Genomic DNA, 18,875 nt, shown 5'->3' with positions numbered 1-18,875 from the left:
CTAAAAAGCGCGCTCTGAGTGGGCGCACAGTGTTAACAGGCTCTAGGCCCGCGTCAACCATTTACCCGGGTTAGTGGGCTGGCCGCGATGGCGGATTTCAAAGTATAGGCCCGAGTAACTCTGGCCCCCACTGCTGCCTACCCGGGCGATGGTTTCTCCGGCATCGACCCGGTCACCGAGGTTTTTGAGCAGGTTTTGGTTGTGGGCGTACAGGCTCATAAAGCCCTCGCCATGGTCCACAATAATAAGCAGCCCGTGGCCGCGTAAATAGTCGGCAAACACCACATGACCGCTGTGTACTGCCACCACGGGGGTACCGCTTTGGGCCTCGATCATCATGCCTTCCCAGTTCAGCTGCTTGCCCACCCGGTCGCTGCCATAATGGTGGCGCAGCTTGCCTTTAGTGGGCCAGGGCAGCTTGCCCTGCAGGCGGCTAAAGCGGGCGTTAGAGGGATTCGCGCTGCCCAGGGTAGTGGTCATCTCTTCTAACAGGGCGTTCAGGCGCCGGGTGTTTTGTCGTTCGGCGGCCAGTTCGGCGTCTTTACTGGCAATTACCTGGGCGAGCTTTTGCAGGGTTTCAGAACGATCTTGCTGCTCGGCTTCAAGGCGGCTCTGGCGCTCGCGCAAGCTTTGTTTTTGCTGGCTGAGCGAATCCCGGGCGGCGATAATTTGCGGCTCCAGGGCGTCTAGTTGTTTTAAAGTATTGCGATAGCGGGTCAGCTTTTGCTGGCGCGCGCGCAGAAAGTAATCGTGGTATTGCTTGAGCCGGGTAATGCGCTCGGGGGATTGCTGGTTTAACAGCATTTTAAGGGGACTTTGCGGCCCGGCCTTATAGGCGCTTTGCAGCTGGGCGGCAATTTGTGATTGCTGCTGCTGGCGCTGTTGCTGCAGCTCGCGCTGTTCGCCGCGCAGGCTTTGCAGCTCGCTGTCTTGCTGTTTGATATCCTGGTTCAGCTCATCGACCTTGGTTTCCAGCTCGCCGATTTCGCTTTCCGATTCTTCCAGCTCTTGTTCCAGTTCGCCTTTTTTGCTTTTAACGTCGTTCAGCTCGCTTTTGAGCGCTTCAATGTTTTCTTTGAGTTGCTCCAGCTTTTTCTGGTATTCGGCGGCATCGTCCGCGGCCCAGGTGCCGGCGCCGCAAAGACTGAACATTAGCAACGCAAACACCCCCCAACGCCGGCGGCGCTGGGGGGTGTGAGTGGCTGGCGCAGAAGGTCTGCGAACCGGCATTAGCTGTCCAGAGTAATCAGGTTGCGCCCGCCCATTTCTTCGGGCTGGGGCATTCCCATCAGGTGCAGCATGGTCGGTGCTACGTCAGCCAGCGAACCGCCGTCGGCAATGGTGCCTTTGCGGTCACTCACGTAAACCAGTGGTACTGGCAGGGTGGAGTGCTGGGTAGACACCTGGCCCGACTCTGGGTCGAACATCTCTTCGCAGTTGCCGTGGTCGGCGGTAATAAGCACTTCGCCGCCCGCTTTCTGGGTGGCTTCAACCACGCGGCCTACACAGGCATCGACCGCTTCTACAGCCGCGACTGCCGCCTCAAACACGCCCGAGTGACCCACCATATCGCCGTTGGCGTAGTTGCAGATCACCGCGTCGTATTTACCCGACTCGATGGCTTCCACCAGTTTATCGGTCACTTCCGGGGCGCTCATTTCGGGTTTTAAGTCGTAGGTGGCGACATCGGGTGAGGGCACCAAAATACGGTCTTCGCCTTCAAATACGGCCTCTTGGCCACCGTTAAAGAAGAAGGTGACGTGGGCGTACTTTTCCGTCTCGGCGATGCGCAGCTGGGTTTTGCCCTGGTTTTGCAAATACTCGCCAAACGAGTTGGTCAACGCCTGGGGCGGGAAGGCGCAGCTGGCCTTGATGTCGGCGGCGTATTCGGTGGTCATCACAAATTCGCCCAGCTGGGGCACCAATTTGCGCGCAAAGCCGTCAAAGTCGGGCTCGATCAACGCGCGGGTAATTTCCCGGGCGCGATCGGGACGGAAGTTCATAAACAGAACCGAGTCGCCGTCGTTAATGGTGGCGACTTCTTCGCCTTCGGCGGCAATCACCGTGGCTTTGATAAACTCGTCGTTTTCATCGCGCTCGTAGGCGGCTTTCAGGCCTTCAACAGCGGTTTCGGCGTCGTATTCGCAGTCGCCGGTGACCATCACGTTGTAGCACTGCTCTACCCGATCCCAGCGGTTGTCGCGATCCATGGCGAAGTAGCGTCCGCACAGACTGGCGACGCGGCCCACTCCCAGCTCAGCAAACAGGTCCTGGGCTTTTTGCAGCGAGGCCTCGGCGCTGCGCGGTGCGGTGTCGCGGCCGTCGAGGAACGCGTGCAGGTAAATCTCTTTAGCGCCGCGCTCGGCCGCCGCTTTAATAATTGCGAAGATGTGATCTTCGTGGGCGTGAACACCGCCGGGGGACAGCAGCCCCAAAACGTGTACTGCCTTGCCGTTTTCAATGGCTTTATCGATGGCCGACGCGTAGGCGGGATTGCTGGCGAATTCGCCGTCTTCAATGGCTTTATTAATACGGGTGAAGCTCTGGTAAACCACCCGGCCCGCGCCCAGGGTCATGTGACCCACTTCACTGTTGCCCATTTGCCCCTCGGGCAGGCCCACGGCCATACCAGAGGTGCCGATTAAGTTCTTGGGGCGATTGTTCCACAGCTCATCCCACACCGGAGTGTTGGCGCTGTAAATTGCGTTGTGTTCGGTTTGCTCTGAATAGCCGAAGCCATCGAGCACCAGCAAAACCATGGGTTTTTTCTTGGCTGTCATAGATAAATCGCTTGTTTGTCTGGAAAAGTGAACAGATAGGCCATTTATTCTACCGGTTTACGCGGGGCAACTCTACGCTCAGGCGGGGCGTGGGGCCCAGTTTTTATCAATTCGGGCGATAAATTCGGGTGTCTGTCGGGAAGGGCGCCTGTGGTGTATACTCCCGCCCTCTGTGGCCCGGAGGTCTCTGGGCGCCATTGCAATATCGATATTAAGGGCAGTCGGGTGGACGATTTACTAGTATTTTTAAGTCAGGAATGGATGTTGGTGGGCATTCTGGTGGTGCTTATTTACGTTTATGCCTGGCGCGAGCGCTTGAAAAATGGCCAGCCCATCTCCACATCTGAGGCTACTGTACTCATCAACACCGATGCCGGTATCTGGCTGGATGTGCGTGAGAATGGCGAATTCAAAAACGGGCATATCGTTGACGCGATCAATGTGCCCCACGGGAAACTGGCCGAGCAGCTGGACAGCCTGGAGAAATATCGCGATAAAACGCTGATTGTGGTGGATAAAATGGGTCAACACGCGGGCAGTGCCGGACGCCAGTTAGGCGCTAAAGGTTTTACCGTGCGGCGCCTCTCCGGCGGTATCAGTGAGTGGCAAAATCAGAATTTACCCCTGGTTAAAAAGTAGGCGACTATGGTGGCGAAAGTTCGTATGTACACCACAGCTATTTGCCCTTTTTGCGTCAACGCAAAGCGCTTGTTGGCGTCAAAGGGTGTCGAGGCCGAAGAAATTCGCGTCGACCGCGAGCCTGGGTTGCGGCAAAAAATGATGGCCGAAAGCGGGCAGCAGACGGTACCGCAAATCTGGATTGGGGAGCGCCATGTGGGCGGCTTTACCGATCTCTGGGCGCTGGACAAACGCGGTGAGCTGGATAGCTTGCTGAACCAATAAATTAATCAAACAGAACCAAGAGACACTGCTATGTCAGAAGAAAACACTCAAGAGCCGCAAGCTCAAGCCAATGGTCAGGACCAAGACAAAGCCGCGCCTTCATTTGCCGTGCGCCGTATTTACCTGAAAGACCTGTCGTTTGAAACGCCCATGGGCCTAGAGGCGTTTAATCAAAAACAACCGCCCAAAATCGAACAGGAATTGAATGTGCAGGTTAACCGCGTGGATGAAAATCACCACGAAGTGGTTCTGCTGCTGACCATCACCGCCAAAATGGAAGAGAAAGTCGCCTTTTTGATCGAAGTGAAGCAGGCCGGTATTTTTTCCATCAGCGGAATGGATAAAGCCACTATGGCGCAAATTATTAACGCCAACTGCCCTAACATTCTGTTCCCCTATGCGCGCGAAACCATCGATAGTGTGCTGACACGCGGTTCATTTGCCCCCTTGATGCTGCCACCGATTAACTTCGATGCGGTTTTTGCCCAGGCCGTTAATTCAGCGCAGCAAAAAGCCGCTGACCAAGCGCAGGCGGAAACCGACGCCTAAGCCAAACTCAGTCGTATGAGTGTAAAAGGGCTCGCCAGCTGGCGGGCCTTTTTTATTGGTGCTGTAATGGCTTGTGTGTATAGTTAAACAGAAACAACAAGCAGTTAGGAAACCGTGCATGTTTAACCTCTCGCGAGTGCTTCCGGGCGACAGCGGTCATATTGCCGCTATTGACCTGGGTTCCAACAGTTTTCATATGATCATCGCGCGCTGGGAAAACCAGCAGCTCACCCTTTTGGATAAGCTGCGCGAGCCTGTGAGAATGGGCTGGGGACTAGAGGCCGACGGCAGCTTAACCCCCGAGGTGCGCGAGCGAGCACTGGCATGTCTGGAGCGTTTTGGCGAGAGACTACGGGATTTTCCCTCGGGCAGTGTACGGGCGGTGGGCACCAAAACCCTGCGCTCAATTAAAGACTCGCGCGATTTTTTGCGCGAGGCCAAAGCCAAGCTGGGCCACCCGGTGGAAATCATCTCGGGCGAGGAAGAGGCGCGCCTAATTTATTTGGGGGTGGCTCACTGCATCGCGCCGGATAACCGCTCGCGCCTGGTGGCCGATATCGGCGGCGGCAGTACCGAGGTGATTCTGGGCGAGGGCATGGCCCCCAAGGTGAAAGAGAGCTTGAGCATGGGCTGCGTGGCCATGACCAAACGTTTTTTTGCCGACGGTAAAGTGACCGATAAAGCCATCAAAAAAGCCCGCATCGCGGCCGGGCAAGAAATTGCCCCGGTGGCGGACGAATACAGTGAACACACCTGGGATGAAGCCATAGGCGCCTCGGGTACCATTAAAGCGGTGGCGGGAGTCTGTCAGCAGGCGGGGTGGAGCAGTGGAGAAATCACTCTCAAGTCGCTGGAGAAAATCATCGCCCTCTACGCCAAACACGGCGCCACCGATTTAACCTTGGACGGTGTGTCGGAAGATCGGCAGCCAGTGTTTTTAGGCGGCGCTATCGTGCTGGCGGCGCTGTTTGAAAACCTTAATATAGAGTCCATGGTGGCGGCAGAGTGGGCTCTGCGCGAAGGCCTATTGTTTGATTTAAAAGGCCGCCTGGAAGACCATGATATTCGCGAGTCCAGTGTGCGCGCCCTGGCCGAACGCTTCCACGTCAATATCGCCAAGGCCGAGCGGGTAGCGGCAACCTCACAAGCGCTCTTGCAGCAGGTGGCCGAAAGCTGGTCGCTGGATTTGCACGACTCGGCGCAATTGCTGCGCTGGGGGGCGTTTTTGTATCCCGTGGGTCTGGATATTTCCCACAGCGATTATCATAAGCACAGCGCTTACATTGTGCAGAATGTGGATATTGCCGGTTGCTCACGCGCCGAGCAAACTCAGTTGGCCGCGCTGGTGCGCTGTCATCGCAAAAGCCTACGTCCTAAACACTTTGCCGAGGCTGGTACCGACTTGATGCCGCTGGCGATCATTTTGCGGCTGGCGCATATCTTTCATCGCACCCGGCGTCATTCTATGCCTGAAGGCCTGGCGCTGAGTGCGAAAAAGAAAAAGATTATGTTGCGTATTCCGCGCGTCTGGCTAGAGGCCAACCCGCTTACCTACGCTGACCTGGAGTCCGAGGCGCGCTACCACAGTAACGCGGGGTTTGAATTGCAGGTGGTGCCGGTCGATTAGCGCTGCAGTAGGCGCGGTGTTAAACCCGCGCGGCCCATTGTTTTAACAGCTCGTCCTGGGCGTCAATCGCATTTTGTCCTTCCTCTGGTTGGCTGTGAACATAGCTGCCGTCGCTCTGTAGAATCCAGGCGTGGGTGTTATCCGCCAAGTAGAGTTTTAAGTCGCTAACAATCTGCTCGCGGATTTTTTTCGCCTTAACCGGAAAGCAGGTCTCTACCCGGTGGAACATGTTGCGAATCATCCAGTCGGCACTGGAGCACAATACCTGTGGGTTGCCGTCGTTTTCAAAATAGAAAACACGGGTATGCTCCAAAAAGCGCCCGACAATAGAGCGCACCTGAATATTTTCCGATTGATTGGCAATGCCCGGGCGCAGCTGACACACGCCGCGCACAATTAAATCAATTTGCACCCCGGCGTTAGAGGCTTCGTACAAGGCCAGCACTAGTTGCTCTTCATAGAGCGAATTCATTTTGGCAATAATGCGGGCGGGTATGCCTTTGCGGGCGTTTTCGGTTTCCTGCTGAATGTATTTCAGCATGCTTTTGTGCAGGGTAAAGGGGGCGTAGAGCAGCTCGCTCATTTTAGAGGCTTTACCCATGCTGGAAAGCTGAATAAAAATTCGGTAAACATCGGCGCAAATGGCCGGGTCTGAAGTCATCAGGCCATAATCGGTGTACAGCTTGGTGGTTTTGGGGTGATAGTTGCCCGTACCCAAATGCACATAGTAGCTGAGTTTCTTATTTTCGCGGCGCGCCACCAACAGCATTTTGGCGTGAGTTTTATAGCCCACTACGCCGTAAATCACGTGAATGCCGTAGCGCTGTAAACGCTCCGCCAGGGCGACGTTTTGCTCTTCATCAAAGCGCGCGCGCAACTCGACAATGGCGGTAACCTCTTTACCCGCTTTGGCCGCGGCCACCAGGGCGTCTACCACCGGCGAGTTAGAGCCGGTGCGGTACAGGGTCTGTTTAATCGCCAGTACGTCCGGGTCTTGCGCGGCCTCGCGCAAAAAGTCCACCACCGACTGAAAAGAGTCAAAAGGGTGGTGCAGCAAAATATCGTTTTTCTTAAGTGCTTCAAAATAATTGTCGGCGCGTTTGGGCAGCTTGGGCATCGACTGAACAAAGGGCTTAAAGTACAGATCCGGGTCGTCGATTAAATCGAATAGGTCAGATAAGCGATTCAGGTTTACTGGCCCATCGACTTTGTAGAGGGCGCGGCGCTGAATTTCGCAGCGCTCCAGCAAAAAGTCTTCAATATCCTTGGGGCAGGTGCCGGTTAGCTCCAGACGCACCTCGTCGCCGTACTGACGATAAATCAGCTCGCCCTGCATAGCGCGCAGCAAATCGTCGGTCTCTTCTTCGTCTAAGAAAATATCCGAGTTGCGGGTCAGGCGAAACTGGAAACAGTCCAACACTTTCATGCCCACAAAAATCTCATCCATAAAATAATGAATAATGGATGACATAAAGACAAAATTGCGACCATTACTCGATATGGATTCGGGCAACTCAATAATATTGGGCAGTGAGCGGGGCACTTGCACAATCGCACGGCCTGAGCTGCGACCAAAGGCGTCTTTGCCGTCCAGAGCGACAATAAAATTGAGCGACTTATTCATAATGCGCGGAAACGGATGCGCTGGGTCCAGGCCGATGGGGCTTAACAGCGGCAGCACTTCGGTTTCAAAGTAGTCGTTCAGATAGGCGATTTGGTCGGCGCTCCAATCGTCGCGCCTGACAATATGAATACCCTGCTGTTTTAGCTTGGGTAGAATATCTTGGTTAAAAATCTCGTACTGCTCGTTTGCGAGCTGATGAGATATCTGGCTGATGGCGGCCAGGTTGTCGGCGTGGGTTAAGCCGTCCGGGGGCAGGGTGCTGGTGCCCACTTCCAGCATTTCCACCAGCCCGCCCACACGGACCTCAAAAAACTCATCTTGGTTAGTGGAAAAAATGCACAGAAAGCGCAGCCTTTCCATCAGCGGTAGGTTAGTGTCGTAAGATTGGTACAAAACGCGTCGGTTGAACTCAAGCAGGCTGAGTTCGCGATTGAAAAACTGCTCTGACACTTTACTACCCCTGTGCTGTATCAATGTAAAACCTCTGCAAGCTAACCTGAGTGTATGACAGAAATGTTACAGGTGCGTGTAGGTGCCACGCCCCGCGTTGGATGTCCTGGCAATCAGAGGTTACGACACTGATACACACCAAAGTGCTGACTGCCATCGCTGATACTGGAGGCGGGCACCACCGTGTCGCCCCCAAGCCCTGCCGCCCGGTTGCGAGCGATGGTGCTCAATTCTTCGGCCACTTTTTCCGCATCGCGATCTAAAAAAGCCACACCGTCCATAACATTGGCGGTAATGTTGCCCACCTGCTGACAGTTGGCGACATCCTGAGTTCGCGCTACGGCGACGCTCTGGGCGCCGGGCTCAAGGTCGACCCAGGTGCAGCCGCCGAGTAAGCCCAGAGTTAAAAATGCCACACTTAATTGCTTCATTGGTACTATCCTCTGCACAATTTTATTCTTCTAACCCGAGGTTGGTAACAATGCTGGCCACGGGTTCTGCCTGGTTCATGGTATAGAAATGCAATCCGGGGGCGCCGCCTTCCAGCAGGGTTTCGCATAGCTCGGTAACGACTTCTTCGCCAAAATCGCGCAGCGCCTCGGGATCGTGTTCAAAGCTTTCCAGGCGACGGCGCAGCCAGCGCGGAATATCGGCGCCGCAGCTGTCCGAGAAACGAACCAGGTTGCGATAGTTAATGATCGGCATAATGCCCGGGTAAATCGGCTTGTCGATACCGATTTTGGCGCACTGGTCCATAAAATAAAAGTAGGCGTCCGGATTAAAAAAGTACTGGGTAATGGCGTTGTCGGCTCCGGCGTCAAACTTACCTTTCAAATAACGTACGTCATCCTCATAGCTTTTGGCCTGCGGATGAATTTCCGGGTAGGCCGCGACTTCCAGCTCAAAGGCGTTGCCAAAGTGCTCGCGAATAAACGCCACCAGTTCGTTGGCGTACACCAGCTGATAGGAGCCGCCCACGCCAGAGGGCATATCACCGCGCAGCGCGACAATGCGCTCCACTCCGGCGTCCTTGTACTCGTTAATCAATGCCTTAATCGCAGCCTCATCGTCGCCACCGAACGACAAGTGCGGCGCAACTGGCGTATCCAGGGCGTTAAACTGAGTCACCAAGTTTTTGGTATTGTCGCGGGTAGAGCCGCCGGCGCCATAAGTCACCGAAAAAAAGTCCGGCGCAAACACTTCCAGCTTATCGCGCACCACCGCAAGCTTGGCCTTACCCTCATCCGTCTTGGGCGGGAAAAACTCAAAGCTTAAGCGTAAAGAATCTTCACTCATATCATATTCCTGCTTCGCAGTAATCGTCGGACGGCCGACGTCAGACGTCCGACGTAAACATCGTTAATACTTATAACTCTCAGGCTTAAACGGTCCATCCACCGCGACACCAATATAGTCGGCCTGCTCACTGCGCAGCTGGGTAATGACCCCGCCAAAGCCTTCGACCATGTGGCGCGCCACTTCTTCGTCCAGTTGCTTGGGCAGAACTTTTACGTAAATGTTTTCTGGCTTGTCAGCCGCGGGCAGGTCGGCAAACTTGTGCTCGTACAAGTACATTTGCGCCAGCACCTGGTTGGCGAAAGAGCCGTCCATAATGCGCGACGGGTGACCGGTGGCGTTGCCCAGGTTTACCAGGCGGCCTTCGGACAACAGCAGCAAGTGGTTGTTGGTTTTGCGGTCGCGATACACCTTGTGTACCTGCGGTTTTACCTCTTCCCATTCCCAGTTCTCGCGCATAAAGGCGGTATCGATTTCGTTATCGAAGTGGCCGATGTTGCACACCACAGCGCTGTTTTTCAGAGTTTGCAGCATGGCTGAATCGCACACATTAATGTTGCCGGTGGTGGTAACCAGCAGGTCGGTGGTGCCGAGCACGGCGGTATTGATGTCTTCGACTTTGCCGGTGTTAACGCCGTTGGTGTAAGGCGAAACCACTTCAAAGCCGTCCATGCACGCCTGCATGGCGCAGATAGGGTCAATTTCGGTGACCTTAACGATCATGCCTTCCTGGCGCAGCGACAGGGCCGAACCTTTACCTACGTCACCATAGCCGATTACCAGTGCTTTTTTGCCCGATAGCAAGTGGTCGGTGCCGCGCTTAATGGCATCGTTCAAGCTGTGACGGCAGCCGTATTTGTTGTCGTTTTTACTTTTGGTTACCGCGTCGTTCACGTTAATCGCGGGAACTTTCAGGGTGCCTTTTTTCATCATATCCTGCAGGCGGTGAACCCCGGTGGTGGTCTCTTCACTGATGCCGTGAATATTGTCCAGAATCTGCGGATACTTTTCGTGGGCCAGCTGAGTCAAATCGCCGCCATCGTCCAGAATGATATTCGCATCCCAGACTTCTCCGTCCTTTAAAATGGTTTGCTCAATGCACCACCAGAATTCTTCTTCGGTTTCGCCCTTCCAGGCAAACACCGGAATACCGGCGGCGGCAATCGCGGCCGCAGCGTGATCCTGGGTTGAGAAAATATTGCACGACGACCAGCGCACCTCGGCGCCCAGCGCGATCAGGGTTTCAATCAGCACCGCGGTCTGAATGGTCATGTGAATACAACCCATGATCTTCGCGCCTTTTAAAGGCTGTTCGCCCGCGTACTTGGTACGCAGCGCCATCAGCGCCGGCATCTCGCCCTCGGCGATTTCAATTTCGCGGCGACCCCACTGGGCCAGTTGTTCGAACTCTTCCGCGGTTTTCGCGGCGACTTTGTAGTCGGTGAAGTTAGTTGCGATGTTCATTGCTTTCTCCGGTTGACGGTGTCAGATGTCTGATGTCGGACGTCTGAAGCATTAAAGATTTTGTTTAAGCCTGTTAATAAATGCGGTTAGCAGGGCAAAAACGCGATTTGTTACATCCAGTAAGCTAGTCGTGCTTGGTAGCAGCTTTAGCCTTGCGCAAAGAAGTAACTGGGTTTCCAGCTCTTGCAGCGAACCTTTGGCGATTTGTAAGAATCGAACAAACTCTCGATCGCTGCCTCGCCCGGCGCCTTCGGCAATGTTGGATGGTATGCTGACACTGGCTCGCCGTAATTGGTCGGCTAGCCCAAAGCGCTCGGAGGCTGGTAAATTAAGAAGCGCTTTGTAAACCATCTCAGCCAGCAGCATAGACTCCTGCCAAACTTTAAGCTGTTGATACTTTCGTTCCATGTCACCTCCCTGTGAGTAATTTCTTTCCGCGTCAGACGTCCGACCTCAGACATCCGACCTTACCCTTACAAATACTTCTTCAACGCCTCAACCTTATCCGTCTTCTCCCAGGTAAACTCCGGCAGCTCCCGTCCAAAGTGTCCGTAGGCGGCGGTGGCGCGGTAGATGGGGCGTTTTAGGTCGAGCATGGCGATCAGGCCTTTGGGGCGCAGGTCGAAGTGTTCGCGCACCAGTTTGCCGATTTCGGCGTCGGGCAGTTTGCCGGTGCCGAAGGTGTTGACCGAAATTGAGGTGGGTTCGGCGACGCCGATGGCGTAGGACACCTGAATTTCACAGCGGCTGGCAAGCCCGGCGGCGACGATGTTTTTCGCCACATAGCGTCCGGCGTAGGCGGCGGAGCGGTCGACCTTGGAGGGGTCTTTGCCCGAGAAGGCGCCGCCGCCGTGACGGGCCATACCGCCGTAGGTGTCGACGATAATCTTGCGCCCGGTCAAGCCGCAGTCGCCCACGGGGCCGCCGATAATAAACTGGCCGGTGGGGTTAATGTGGTACAGAGTATCGTCGTGCAGCCATTCGGCGGGCAGCACGGGCTTAATGATTTCCTCGCGCACCGCTTCCTGCAAATCCGCCAGTTTAATGCTGGGGTCGTGCTGAGTGGAAAGCACTACGGCGTCTACCGCCACGGGCTTGCCGTTTTCGTAGCGCAGGGTCACCTGGCTTTTGGCGTCTGGGCGCAGCCAGTCGAGTTTGCCGTTTTTGCGCAGCTCAGCCTGTTTTTCGACTAAGCGATGCGAGAAATAAATAGGTGCGGGCATCAGCACGTCGGTCTCGTCCGAGGCGTAGCCAAACATCAACCCCTGGTCACCGGCGCCCTGATCTTTGGCTTCGGCTTCGTCCACGCCCACGGCGATATCGGCCGACTGTTTGCCAATGGCGTTCAGCACCGCGCACGAGGCACCGTCAAAGCCCACGTCTGAGCTGTTGTAGCCAATGTCCAGAATGACTTGGCGGATCAGGTCTTCTAAATCCACGTAGGTTGAGGTGCGCACTTCACCGGCGACCACGGCCATGCCGGTTTTCACCAAAGTTTCCACCGCGACCCGCGCATCGGCGTCGTCCTTGAGAATGGCGTCCAGTACGGCGTCGGAAATCTGATCGGCCAGTTTGTCGGGGTGGCCTTCCGAGACCGACTCGGAGGTAAAGACAGAATATTCGGCCATAAAATGTGGCTCCTGAAATTATCGGTGGTAAGGTTTAAAAAACTGTCGCAGCTGCACCTGAAAACCGTTGCGCAGCGCGATAAACATGCTCTGGCCGTCTTCCAGGCCCGCGTCCTGGGCCCACTGGGTCAGGTCGGCGGGGTCAAAGCCCTGCCATAAATCGCCGCAGTTCTCCCGCGCCCAGTCCTGTTCGTGGCGGCACAGCTCGGTCACCACCAGGGCGCCACCGGGGGTTAGGGCGTTACTTAAATCTTTGAAGATATCCGCAGGCGAGGGCGTGTGGTGCAGCACCATGTTCATCACCACGCAATCGGCCAGTACCTTATGGGCGGACAGTTCGGTAGTGTCGCCGTGAATAAACTCGACATTACTCACTCCGGCTGATTGGGCGGCGGCGCGCGAATGTTCCAGCATGGGCTCGGCGTTATCCAGGGCAATCACATGGGCAAAACGCCGGCCCAATATCGGTAAAAACTCGCCCTGGCCCGGGCCTACCTCAAGTGCCAGGTAGGTGTTCTTAACCGGAGTGTTGCTTAATAGTTGCGTCACCTGTTCGCCGTATACTGGGTAACTGGCAATCAAGTCTTGCTGGGCGCGAAACTTGTGGGCGTTAGCGGCAAAGAACTGCTGCGACGCTTCAGCCCGCTCGGCGGCAATAGCTTGGCACTGCTCGGCCACCGCATTGTTCAGGTGGTTTTGATCCACACTGCTAAACAGTGCGCGCTGCAACTCGGCCAGGGGTTGGCCGGGCACCACAATGGCGCGGCGGTAGTAAATGGAGTTGCCTTCGCGCCGGGTGGTGGTCAGCCCCGCCGCAGTTAAAAGCTTTAAGTGGTGGCTCATGCCCGACTGGCGTACATCAAAGATGCGCGCCAGCTCGGATACCCCATAAGAGTTCTGCGCCAAGACCTGCAGAATCTGCAGGCGCAAAGGGTCACCGGCGGCTTTTAGCAGTCCGGCCAGGGCCTCAGAGGCGTCGGCCTGAGGCGTAATTGGGGTGGTAAGTGCGGCTTGATTCATGGGGGCATAATAGACGAATTTAGTATCTATATCAAAATATTTTGATATAGATTGGGAGTTAAAAATGATTCGCCTTTACTGATGGCCCCATGTGCGGGACAATAGCGCCCCCTAAAAAAGCGGAGTAATGGGTGGGGAGCCCTGTACCCGCGCACAAGACAAGGTTGCGTAATCACTGATTTTAGACCCGCTAGAGGTCAACCTGAACCCAACTACAGCTACGACATTTAAGGAGCCTTGACCCCTATGCCGTCTCGTATAGAACTCGCTAATGCCATCCGTGTACTGTCCATGGATGCCGTACAAAAGGCCGGTAGCGGCCACCCCGGTGCCCCCATGGGCATGGCCGATATCGCCGAAGTCCTGTGGAACGACTTTATAAAGCACAACCCGCAGAACCCTCTGTGGACCGACCGCGACCGCTTTGTGCTGTCCAACGGCCACGGCTCAATGCTGATTTACTCGCTGCTGCATCTGACCGGCTACGACCTGCCCATGGAAGAGCTGAAAAACTTCCGTCAGCTGCACTCCAAAACTCCGGGTCACCCCGAGCTGGGTTACACCCCGGGCGTTGAAATTACCACCGGTCCTCTGGGCCAAGGCATCAGCACCGCTGTGGGCATGGCCCTGGGCGAGAAAATGCTGGCCGCGCAGTTCAACCGCGACGGCCACAAAATTGTCGATCACTACACCTACTGCTTCCTGGGCGATGGCTGCCTGATGGAAGGTGTATCGCACGAGTCTTGCTCGCTGGCCGGCACTTTGGGCTTGGGCAAACTGGTTGCTTTCTGGGACGACAACGGCATCTCCATTGACGGCCACGTTGAAGGCTGGTTTACCGACGATACCCCCAAGCGTTTTGAAGCTTACGGCTGGCATGTCATTGCCAACGTCGACGGTCACGACCCAGACGCGGTTAAGCGCGCGATTGAAGCGGCTCAAGCCGAAGACCAGAAGCCGACCCTGATCTGCTGTAAAACCACCATCGGTTTTGGCTCGCCCAACAAGTCTGGCTCACACGATTGTCACGGTGCCCCTCTGGGTGACGACGAAATCGCCGCGGCGCGTGAGTTCCTGAAGTGGGACGCTGCCCCCTTTGAAATCCCCGCCGATGTTTACAGTGGTTGGGATGCCAAAGAAGACGGCGCCGCCGCCGAGAAAAGCTGGAACGAAAAGTTCGAAGCCTACAAAGCCGCTTACCCCGAAGACGCCGCCGAATACGAGCGCCGCGTGATCAAGGGCGAACTGCCCGCCGAGTTTGAAGCCAAGGCACAAGAGTTTATTCAAGAGTGTCACAAAAACCCGGTTAAAGAAGCCTCGCGTAAAGCCTCGCAAAAAACCATCGCCGCTTACAACAAGCTGCTGCCCGAAATGGTGGGTGGTTCTGCCGACCTGGCCGGCTCTAACCTGACCATGTGGGAAGGCTCGCGTCCGGTTACTGCACAAAACGCCGAAGGCAACTACATTTACTATGGTGTGCGCGAATTCGGCATGAGCGCGATCATGAACGGTCTGAGTGCCCACGGTGGTTTCATTAACTACGGCGCCACCTTCCTGATGTTCCAACAGTACGCCGCCAACGCCGTGCGTATGTCGGCGCTGATGAAGTTGCGCAACGTGTTTGTTTACACCCACGACTCTATTGGTCAGGGTGAAGACGGCCCCACTCACCAGGCCATTGAGGTATTGGGCACCTTGCGCCTGACGCCCAACATGGACACCTGGCGCCCCTGTGACAACACCGAAACCGCCGTGGCCTGGAAAGCGGCCATCGAGCGCAAAGACGGCCCCGCCGCGCTGGTATTCAGCCGTCAGGGCATCGACAGTGTTGAGCGCGCTGACGATCAGGTTGCCAACATCGCCAAAGGTGGTTATGTACTGAAAGACTGCGACGGCGAGCCAGAAGTGATTCTGATTGCCACCGGCTCTGAAGTACCGGTTACCGTTGAAGCGGCGGACAAGCTGACCGCGGCAGGCAAAAAAGTGCGTGTGGTTTCCATGCCCAGCACCAGCGTATTCGACCAGCAAGACGCCGAATACAAAGAGTCTGTTCTGCCTCTGTCAGTAACCAACCGGGTAGCGGTAGAAGCGGCGCACGCCGATTACTGGTACAAGTATGTCGGTATCGACGGTCGCGTTGTGGGCATGACCACCTTCGGTGAGTCGGCCAAAGGCCCCGACCTGATGAACTACTTCGGCTTTACCGCCGATAACATTGCGGCGACTGCCCAAGAGCTGTTGGACTAAACCACCAGCTGCCAAAGCGCCGCCGTCCGGCGGCGCTTTGTTTTCCTGCCTTATTTTTTAATCACGTTTTATACAGATAGCGCATAGCGCACATGGAGCCACACACATGAACGTAAAACTGATGAGCGATCAAGATCTGTCGGGCAAGCGCGTATTGATCCGTCAGGACCTAAACGTGCCCCTGGACGACGGCAAAATCACTAGCAGCGTGCGCATCGACGCCTCGCTGCCCACCATTAAAAAAGCCCTGGACGCTGGCGCCAAGGTGATGCTGATGTCTCACCTGGGCCGCCCCGAGGAAGGCAGCTTTGACGAGTCCGCCTCGCTGGCGCCGGTCGCCGCCGAGCTGGGCAAAAAGCTGGGCCGCGATGTGCCGCTGATCAAAGACTGGGTAAACGGCTTCGATATGGGCGATGCCGATGTGGTCCTGCTGGAAAATGTGCGTTTCAACGAAGGCGAAAAAGCCAACGATGAAACCCTGGCGAAAAAAATGGCCGAACTGTGCGATGTGTTTGTCATGGACGCCTTCGGCACTGCGCACCGCGCCCAGGCCTCGACCCACGGAGTGGCGAAGTTTGCCCCGGTGGCCTGCGCCGGCCCCTTGCTGGCCAGCGAGCTGGACGCCCTGGGTAAAGCACTGGATAACCCGGCTCGCCCACTGGTAGCGATTGTGGGTGGCTCTAAAGTTTCCAGCAAACTAAGCGTGCTGGATGCGCTGTCTAAAATTGCCGACACTCTGGTTGTGGGCGGCGGTATTTCCAACACCTTTGTTGCCTCGGCCGGTAACGAGGTGGGTAACTCGCTGTACGAGGAAGACCTGATTCCCGAAGCCAAGCGTTTGCGTGAAGCAACTGATGTGGTGTTTGCCACTGACGTGCGCACCACCAAAGATGGTTTTGATGAGTGGAGCCACGACAGCAAGACCGAAGTAAAAGCGGCCAGCGAGATTCAGGCCGATGAAGAAATCATCGACTATGGTCCGGAAACCGCCGCGCGCGTGGCCGAGATTATTAAAAACGCCAAAACCGTTTTGTGGAACGGCCCCTGTGGTGTGTTTGAGTTCAATGCTTTCGCCCAAGGCACCGAAACTATCTCGCGCGCCATTGCCGACAGCGAAGCCTTTTCGGTGGCCGGCGGTGGCGATACTCTGGCGGCTATCGATAAGTGGAATCTGGCTGATAAAATCAGTTATGTCTCTACCGGTGGCGGTGCTTTCCTGGAGTTTGTGGAAGGTAAAGAGTTGCCTGCGGTGGCGATTTTGCAAGAGCGCGCGAAAGACTAAGTTTTGGTTTTTTGTGTGGTTTGAAAAGGCGAGCTTTGTGCTCGCCTTTTTTATGTGCCCTCAGTCGCCGGGCGGGCGAAGCACTTTTCTGCTTGTCCAGAAAAGTACTCAAAAGAGGACACCCCGGCGAATGGCCCTAACGGGTCCCCTCACTACGGTCGATTTTTGAGGGCCGTATCGACGCGCCGTCCCTGGCGCGGCGATACTTGCGCACGCATCCATGCGTGCTTACCCACAAAAATCGACCTTCGTTCGGCTCATTCGCAGGGGCCCCGGGTGTGCCATTCTGCGGGTTAGGTGTTCTTGTTTGAATCTCGTCATTCCGTGCCACGACACGGAATCCAGCTAAAAAGCGTGACTTGTCACCGCATCATAATATCGAACCAATAACACGCATGGCCCACTAACCTTGCCGGGCAAGGCAAAAACCCTTACATTGGGGCGTAAATAAGACTAAGTCGTAAATTCCCAGCCACGGAGCAGTCAGAATTGCGATTTTCTCCTTTGCTGTTAGTTGCTTATGATCGACTCTTAAACTGGTGTCTAGCGGAATTATATTGCCATAGGAGGTTTACTTTGTCTTTTTAATTGATTGTTTAGCTCACTTATTTTAATGGGATGAGAATATGAAAGTGTTAATTATTTTTATAATGTTTTTTCCTGCTTCAGTTTATGCTTCATTAGAGTGTAAAGGGAGTGCAAATGGGCTGGATTCTGTCTATGTGTTTGACTCAACCGAAAATGACGATTTGAAGGTTTCGGCAAAAACCTACATGAATGATGAAATAGTTACCACTCGTAGTGGGGTTGCCAAATATTCCTCTACGGTTAGAAGCAAAATCTCTGGAGCTCAGGAAAGCTACTATGTCTTTGCGCCAGATGCAGATTCTTTCACTGAGCTCGTTGCTATTTCGAGGGGGCTTGACTCGATGGGTAGGTCAAGACCAATGCCTAGTTCGGAAACAGGAAATTTTATAAAATTTTCTTGTTCTGGCTCACTTTGATTTTTCGTAGATTTTAAAAATGACGAGCAGACCTATTTCGTTACAACAGTTTTCACGTCGCTTACATTCTGAGGTTAAATCTGCAATGTTTTTGAGTTGGCGGATTCACCCATTGAAATGAGGTTGAAATGAGCTCGACGAATTTAGCAGAACTAGCAAAGATCGAAGAAGAATTGATGGCTGCAAAGCTAAAGTCGGTTCGGCACTCAATTTCCCATGCAGCTGAAAAAGGTCGAAGTTTAGAGCAGTATGTGATTGCTCTTCTTAAGGATCTGTTGCCGGGAGAGTATGGGGTATCAACAGGCTTCATAGCTTATTTAACTGAAAGTGGAGTCAGGTTGTCTTCTCAGTTGGATATAATTATTTACGACGCGCTAAGAAGCGGACCTTTGATTAGGCTGGGAACGTGTGATGTATTTCCTCTTGAGGCGGTATACGGATACGTAGAAGTTAAAGCATCGATTTGTAGCTCGGTAGGGTCTAAGCCTTCAGGAAGCTCTATAGAAGAATGTATAGATAAGAATTTTAAACTTCGACAAATGTATGAACGGTCATTTTGGGTCCCAATGGATGAAAGTCCGGTTCGTGTAGATATAAGAAAATTGCACTGGCTTGGTTTGCGGTCATATGTTTTTGCCTTTGAGTCTTCGGGGGCTGCTGCTAAAGACATCGGCTTATTCTCTCAAAGAGTTTCTGATAGTCTCAATAAAAAGGGATGCCCGGCGCATTTGCATGGTGTTTATATAGCTGACGCCGGTTATGTATATACAAAGCCTGATGATAGTGGCGCCGAAGATTCAGATGATAGTTTTCGTGTGTGCTATACAAGTGAGAACTCCTTTGCGGCATTTAGAATTGAGTTGATGAAAGCTCTATCGACTTTCCCGAGGCCAGATTCGAGTTGGGTGCCGGCATTAGAAAGATATTATGATCATTCCGCTCTGTGGGAGGAGCGAGTAGTTTCGGGTTCAAGTCTTGATTCGTGAATTCCGATGATGGTT

Annotated in this window: 17 protein-coding genes; 8 read left to right on the top strand and 9 right to left on the bottom strand. The window is 54.5% G+C overall.

Annotation, left to right across the window (positions count from 1 at the left end):
- Positions 1 to 42: 42 nt before the first annotated feature.
- Complete coding sequence (locus M6D89_RS09925) at positions 43 to 1,230, bottom strand: murein hydrolase activator EnvC family protein (protein ID WP_253967909.1); 1,188 nt, start codon at positions 1,228 to 1,230, stop codon at positions 43 to 45.
- Positions 1,230 to 2,780, bottom strand: a complete 1,551-nt coding sequence (gene gpmI / locus M6D89_RS09920) for a 2,3-bisphosphoglycerate-independent phosphoglycerate mutase (protein WP_253967908.1) — start codon at positions 2,778 to 2,780, stop codon at positions 1,230 to 1,232. The genes M6D89_RS09925 and gpmI overlap by 1 nt, the downstream gene beginning before the upstream one ends.
- A gap of 225 nt (positions 2,781 to 3,005) precedes the next feature.
- Between gpmI and M6D89_RS09915 the strand changes: the two genes are divergently transcribed.
- From M6D89_RS09915 to ppx, 4 genes are all read left to right on the top strand, one after another.
- Positions 3,006 to 3,419, top strand: a complete 414-nt coding sequence (locus M6D89_RS09915; RefSeq protein ID WP_336297548.1) for a rhodanese-like domain-containing protein — start codon at positions 3,006 to 3,008, stop codon at positions 3,417 to 3,419.
- Between the two features lie 6 nt (positions 3,420 to 3,425).
- Positions 3,426 to 3,683 carry a glutaredoxin 3 gene (gene grxC, locus M6D89_RS09910; protein ID WP_254722286.1) on the top strand — a complete coding sequence of 86 codons (258 nt, stop codon included), beginning with the start codon at positions 3,426 to 3,428 and terminating at the stop codon, positions 3,681 to 3,683.
- Between the two features lie 30 nt (positions 3,684 to 3,713).
- Positions 3,714 to 4,232, top strand: coding sequence for a protein-export chaperone SecB (gene secB / locus M6D89_RS09905; RefSeq protein ID WP_253967907.1), 519 nt, complete (start codon positions 3,714 to 3,716; stop codon positions 4,230 to 4,232).
- 118 nt (positions 4,233 to 4,350) lie between these two features.
- The gene (ppx, locus tag M6D89_RS09900) at positions 4,351 to 5,859 is read left to right on the top strand and encodes an exopolyphosphatase (protein ID WP_253967906.1); all 1,509 of its coding nucleotides are present in this window, start codon (positions 4,351 to 4,353) and stop codon (positions 5,857 to 5,859) included.
- A 19-nt stretch (positions 5,860 to 5,878) separates the two neighbouring features.
- Here the strand turns inward: ppx and ppk1 are convergent, their stop codons facing one another.
- The 7 genes from ppk1 to M6D89_RS09865 all read right to left on the bottom strand — a co-directional run bounded on the left by ppk1 (position 5,879) and on the right by M6D89_RS09865 (position 13,341).
- Positions 5,879 to 7,933, bottom strand: coding sequence for a polyphosphate kinase 1 (ppk1, locus tag M6D89_RS09895; protein ID WP_253967905.1), 2,055 nt, complete (start codon positions 7,931 to 7,933; stop codon positions 5,879 to 5,881).
- Positions 7,934 to 8,046: 113 nt separating this feature from the next.
- Positions 8,047 to 8,364, bottom strand: coding sequence for a DUF4156 domain-containing protein (locus M6D89_RS09890; protein ID WP_253967904.1), 318 nt, complete (start codon positions 8,362 to 8,364; stop codon positions 8,047 to 8,049).
- 22 nt (positions 8,365 to 8,386) lie between these two features.
- Positions 8,387 to 9,229 (bottom strand): methylenetetrahydrofolate reductase [NAD(P)H], encoded by an 843-nt coding sequence (metF, locus tag M6D89_RS09885; protein ID WP_253967903.1) that lies wholly within the window; start codon positions 9,227 to 9,229, stop codon positions 8,387 to 8,389.
- A 63-nt stretch (positions 9,230 to 9,292) separates the two neighbouring features.
- Positions 9,293 to 10,693, bottom strand: coding sequence for an adenosylhomocysteinase (gene ahcY / locus M6D89_RS09880; RefSeq protein WP_253967902.1), 1,401 nt, complete (start codon positions 10,691 to 10,693; stop codon positions 9,293 to 9,295).
- A gap of 51 nt (positions 10,694 to 10,744) precedes the next feature.
- Positions 10,745 to 11,101 (bottom strand): four helix bundle protein, encoded by a 357-nt coding sequence (locus M6D89_RS09875; RefSeq protein WP_253967901.1) that lies wholly within the window; start codon positions 11,099 to 11,101, stop codon positions 10,745 to 10,747.
- A 65-nt stretch (positions 11,102 to 11,166) separates the two neighbouring features.
- Positions 11,167 to 12,321 (bottom strand): methionine adenosyltransferase, encoded by a 1,155-nt coding sequence (metK, locus tag M6D89_RS09870; protein ID WP_253967900.1) that lies wholly within the window; start codon positions 12,319 to 12,321, stop codon positions 11,167 to 11,169.
- 18 nt (positions 12,322 to 12,339) lie between these two features.
- Entirely contained in the window at positions 12,340 to 13,341 is a 1,002-nt protein-coding gene (locus M6D89_RS09865; protein WP_253967899.1) for an ArsR/SmtB family transcription factor, read from the bottom strand.
- Between the two features lie 246 nt (positions 13,342 to 13,587).
- On the opposite strand from M6D89_RS09865, the gene tkt reads away from it, so the two are divergent.
- The 4 genes from tkt to M6D89_RS09845 all read left to right on the top strand — a co-directional run bounded on the left by tkt (position 13,588) and on the right by M6D89_RS09845 (position 18,860).
- Positions 13,588 to 15,588: a transketolase gene (gene tkt / locus M6D89_RS09860; protein ID WP_253967898.1), complete on the top strand. Its 2,001-nt coding sequence runs from the start codon at positions 13,588 to 13,590 to the stop codon at positions 15,586 to 15,588.
- 106 nt (positions 15,589 to 15,694) lie between these two features.
- Positions 15,695 to 16,870 carry a phosphoglycerate kinase gene (locus M6D89_RS09855; protein ID WP_253967897.1) on the top strand — a complete coding sequence of 392 codons (1,176 nt, stop codon included), beginning with the start codon at positions 15,695 to 15,697 and terminating at the stop codon, positions 16,868 to 16,870.
- A 626-nt stretch (positions 16,871 to 17,496) separates the two neighbouring features.
- Positions 17,497 to 17,874, top strand: coding sequence for a hypothetical protein (locus tag M6D89_RS09850; RefSeq protein WP_253967896.1), 378 nt, complete (start codon positions 17,497 to 17,499; stop codon positions 17,872 to 17,874).
- Positions 17,875 to 18,002: 128 nt separating this feature from the next.
- Positions 18,003 to 18,860 (top strand): DUF6602 domain-containing protein, encoded by an 858-nt coding sequence (locus tag M6D89_RS09845; RefSeq protein WP_253967895.1) that lies wholly within the window; start codon positions 18,003 to 18,005, stop codon positions 18,858 to 18,860.
- The last annotated feature ends 15 nt before the right edge of the window (positions 18,861 to 18,875 follow it).

The sequence above is a fragment of the Gilvimarinus xylanilyticus genome, assembly GCF_024195295.1.
In the GTDB taxonomy this organism is placed as follows: domain Bacteria; phylum Pseudomonadota; class Gammaproteobacteria; order Pseudomonadales; family Cellvibrionaceae; genus Gilvimarinus; species Gilvimarinus xylanilyticus.
The sequence above is the reverse complement of the archived record's forward strand: the minus strand, read 5'-3'. Positions and strand labels throughout refer to the sequence as shown.

Coding starts and splice junctions, on each gene's coding strand:
- metF (WP_253967903.1), bottom strand. CDS start 9,229: ATGAGTGAAGATTCTTTACGCTTAAGCTTTGAGTTTTTCCCGCCCAAG.
- M6D89_RS09855 (WP_253967897.1), top strand. CDS start 15,695: ATGAACGTAAAACTGATGAGCGATCAAGATCTGTCGGGCAAGCGCGTA.
- M6D89_RS09865 (WP_253967899.1), bottom strand. CDS start 13,341: ATGAATCAAGCCGCACTTACCACCCCAATTACGCCTCAGGCCGACGCC.
- gpmI (WP_253967908.1), bottom strand. CDS start 2,780: ATGACAGCCAAGAAAAAACCCATGGTTTTGCTGGTGCTCGATGGCTTC.
- secB (WP_253967907.1), top strand. CDS start 3,714: ATGTCAGAAGAAAACACTCAAGAGCCGCAAGCTCAAGCCAATGGTCAG.
- grxC (WP_254722286.1), top strand. CDS start 3,426: ATGGTGGCGAAAGTTCGTATGTACACCACAGCTATTTGCCCTTTTTGC.
- ppx (WP_253967906.1), top strand. CDS start 4,351: ATGTTTAACCTCTCGCGAGTGCTTCCGGGCGACAGCGGTCATATTGCC.
- M6D89_RS09890 (WP_253967904.1), bottom strand. CDS start 8,364: ATGAAGCAATTAAGTGTGGCATTTTTAACTCTGGGCTTACTCGGCGGC.
- M6D89_RS09850 (WP_253967896.1), top strand. CDS start 17,497: ATGAAAGTGTTAATTATTTTTATAATGTTTTTTCCTGCTTCAGTTTAT.
- M6D89_RS09925 (WP_253967909.1), bottom strand. CDS start 1,230: ATGCCGGTTCGCAGACCTTCTGCGCCAGCCACTCACACCCCCCAGCGC.
- M6D89_RS09845 (WP_253967895.1), top strand. CDS start 18,003: ATGAGCTCGACGAATTTAGCAGAACTAGCAAAGATCGAAGAAGAATTG.
- M6D89_RS09875 (WP_253967901.1), bottom strand. CDS start 11,101: ATGGAACGAAAGTATCAACAGCTTAAAGTTTGGCAGGAGTCTATGCTG.
- metK (WP_253967900.1), bottom strand. CDS start 12,321: ATGGCCGAATATTCTGTCTTTACCTCCGAGTCGGTCTCGGAAGGCCAC.
- tkt (WP_253967898.1), top strand. CDS start 13,588: ATGCCGTCTCGTATAGAACTCGCTAATGCCATCCGTGTACTGTCCATG.
- ahcY (WP_253967902.1), bottom strand. CDS start 10,693: ATGAACATCGCAACTAACTTCACCGACTACAAAGTCGCCGCGAAAACC.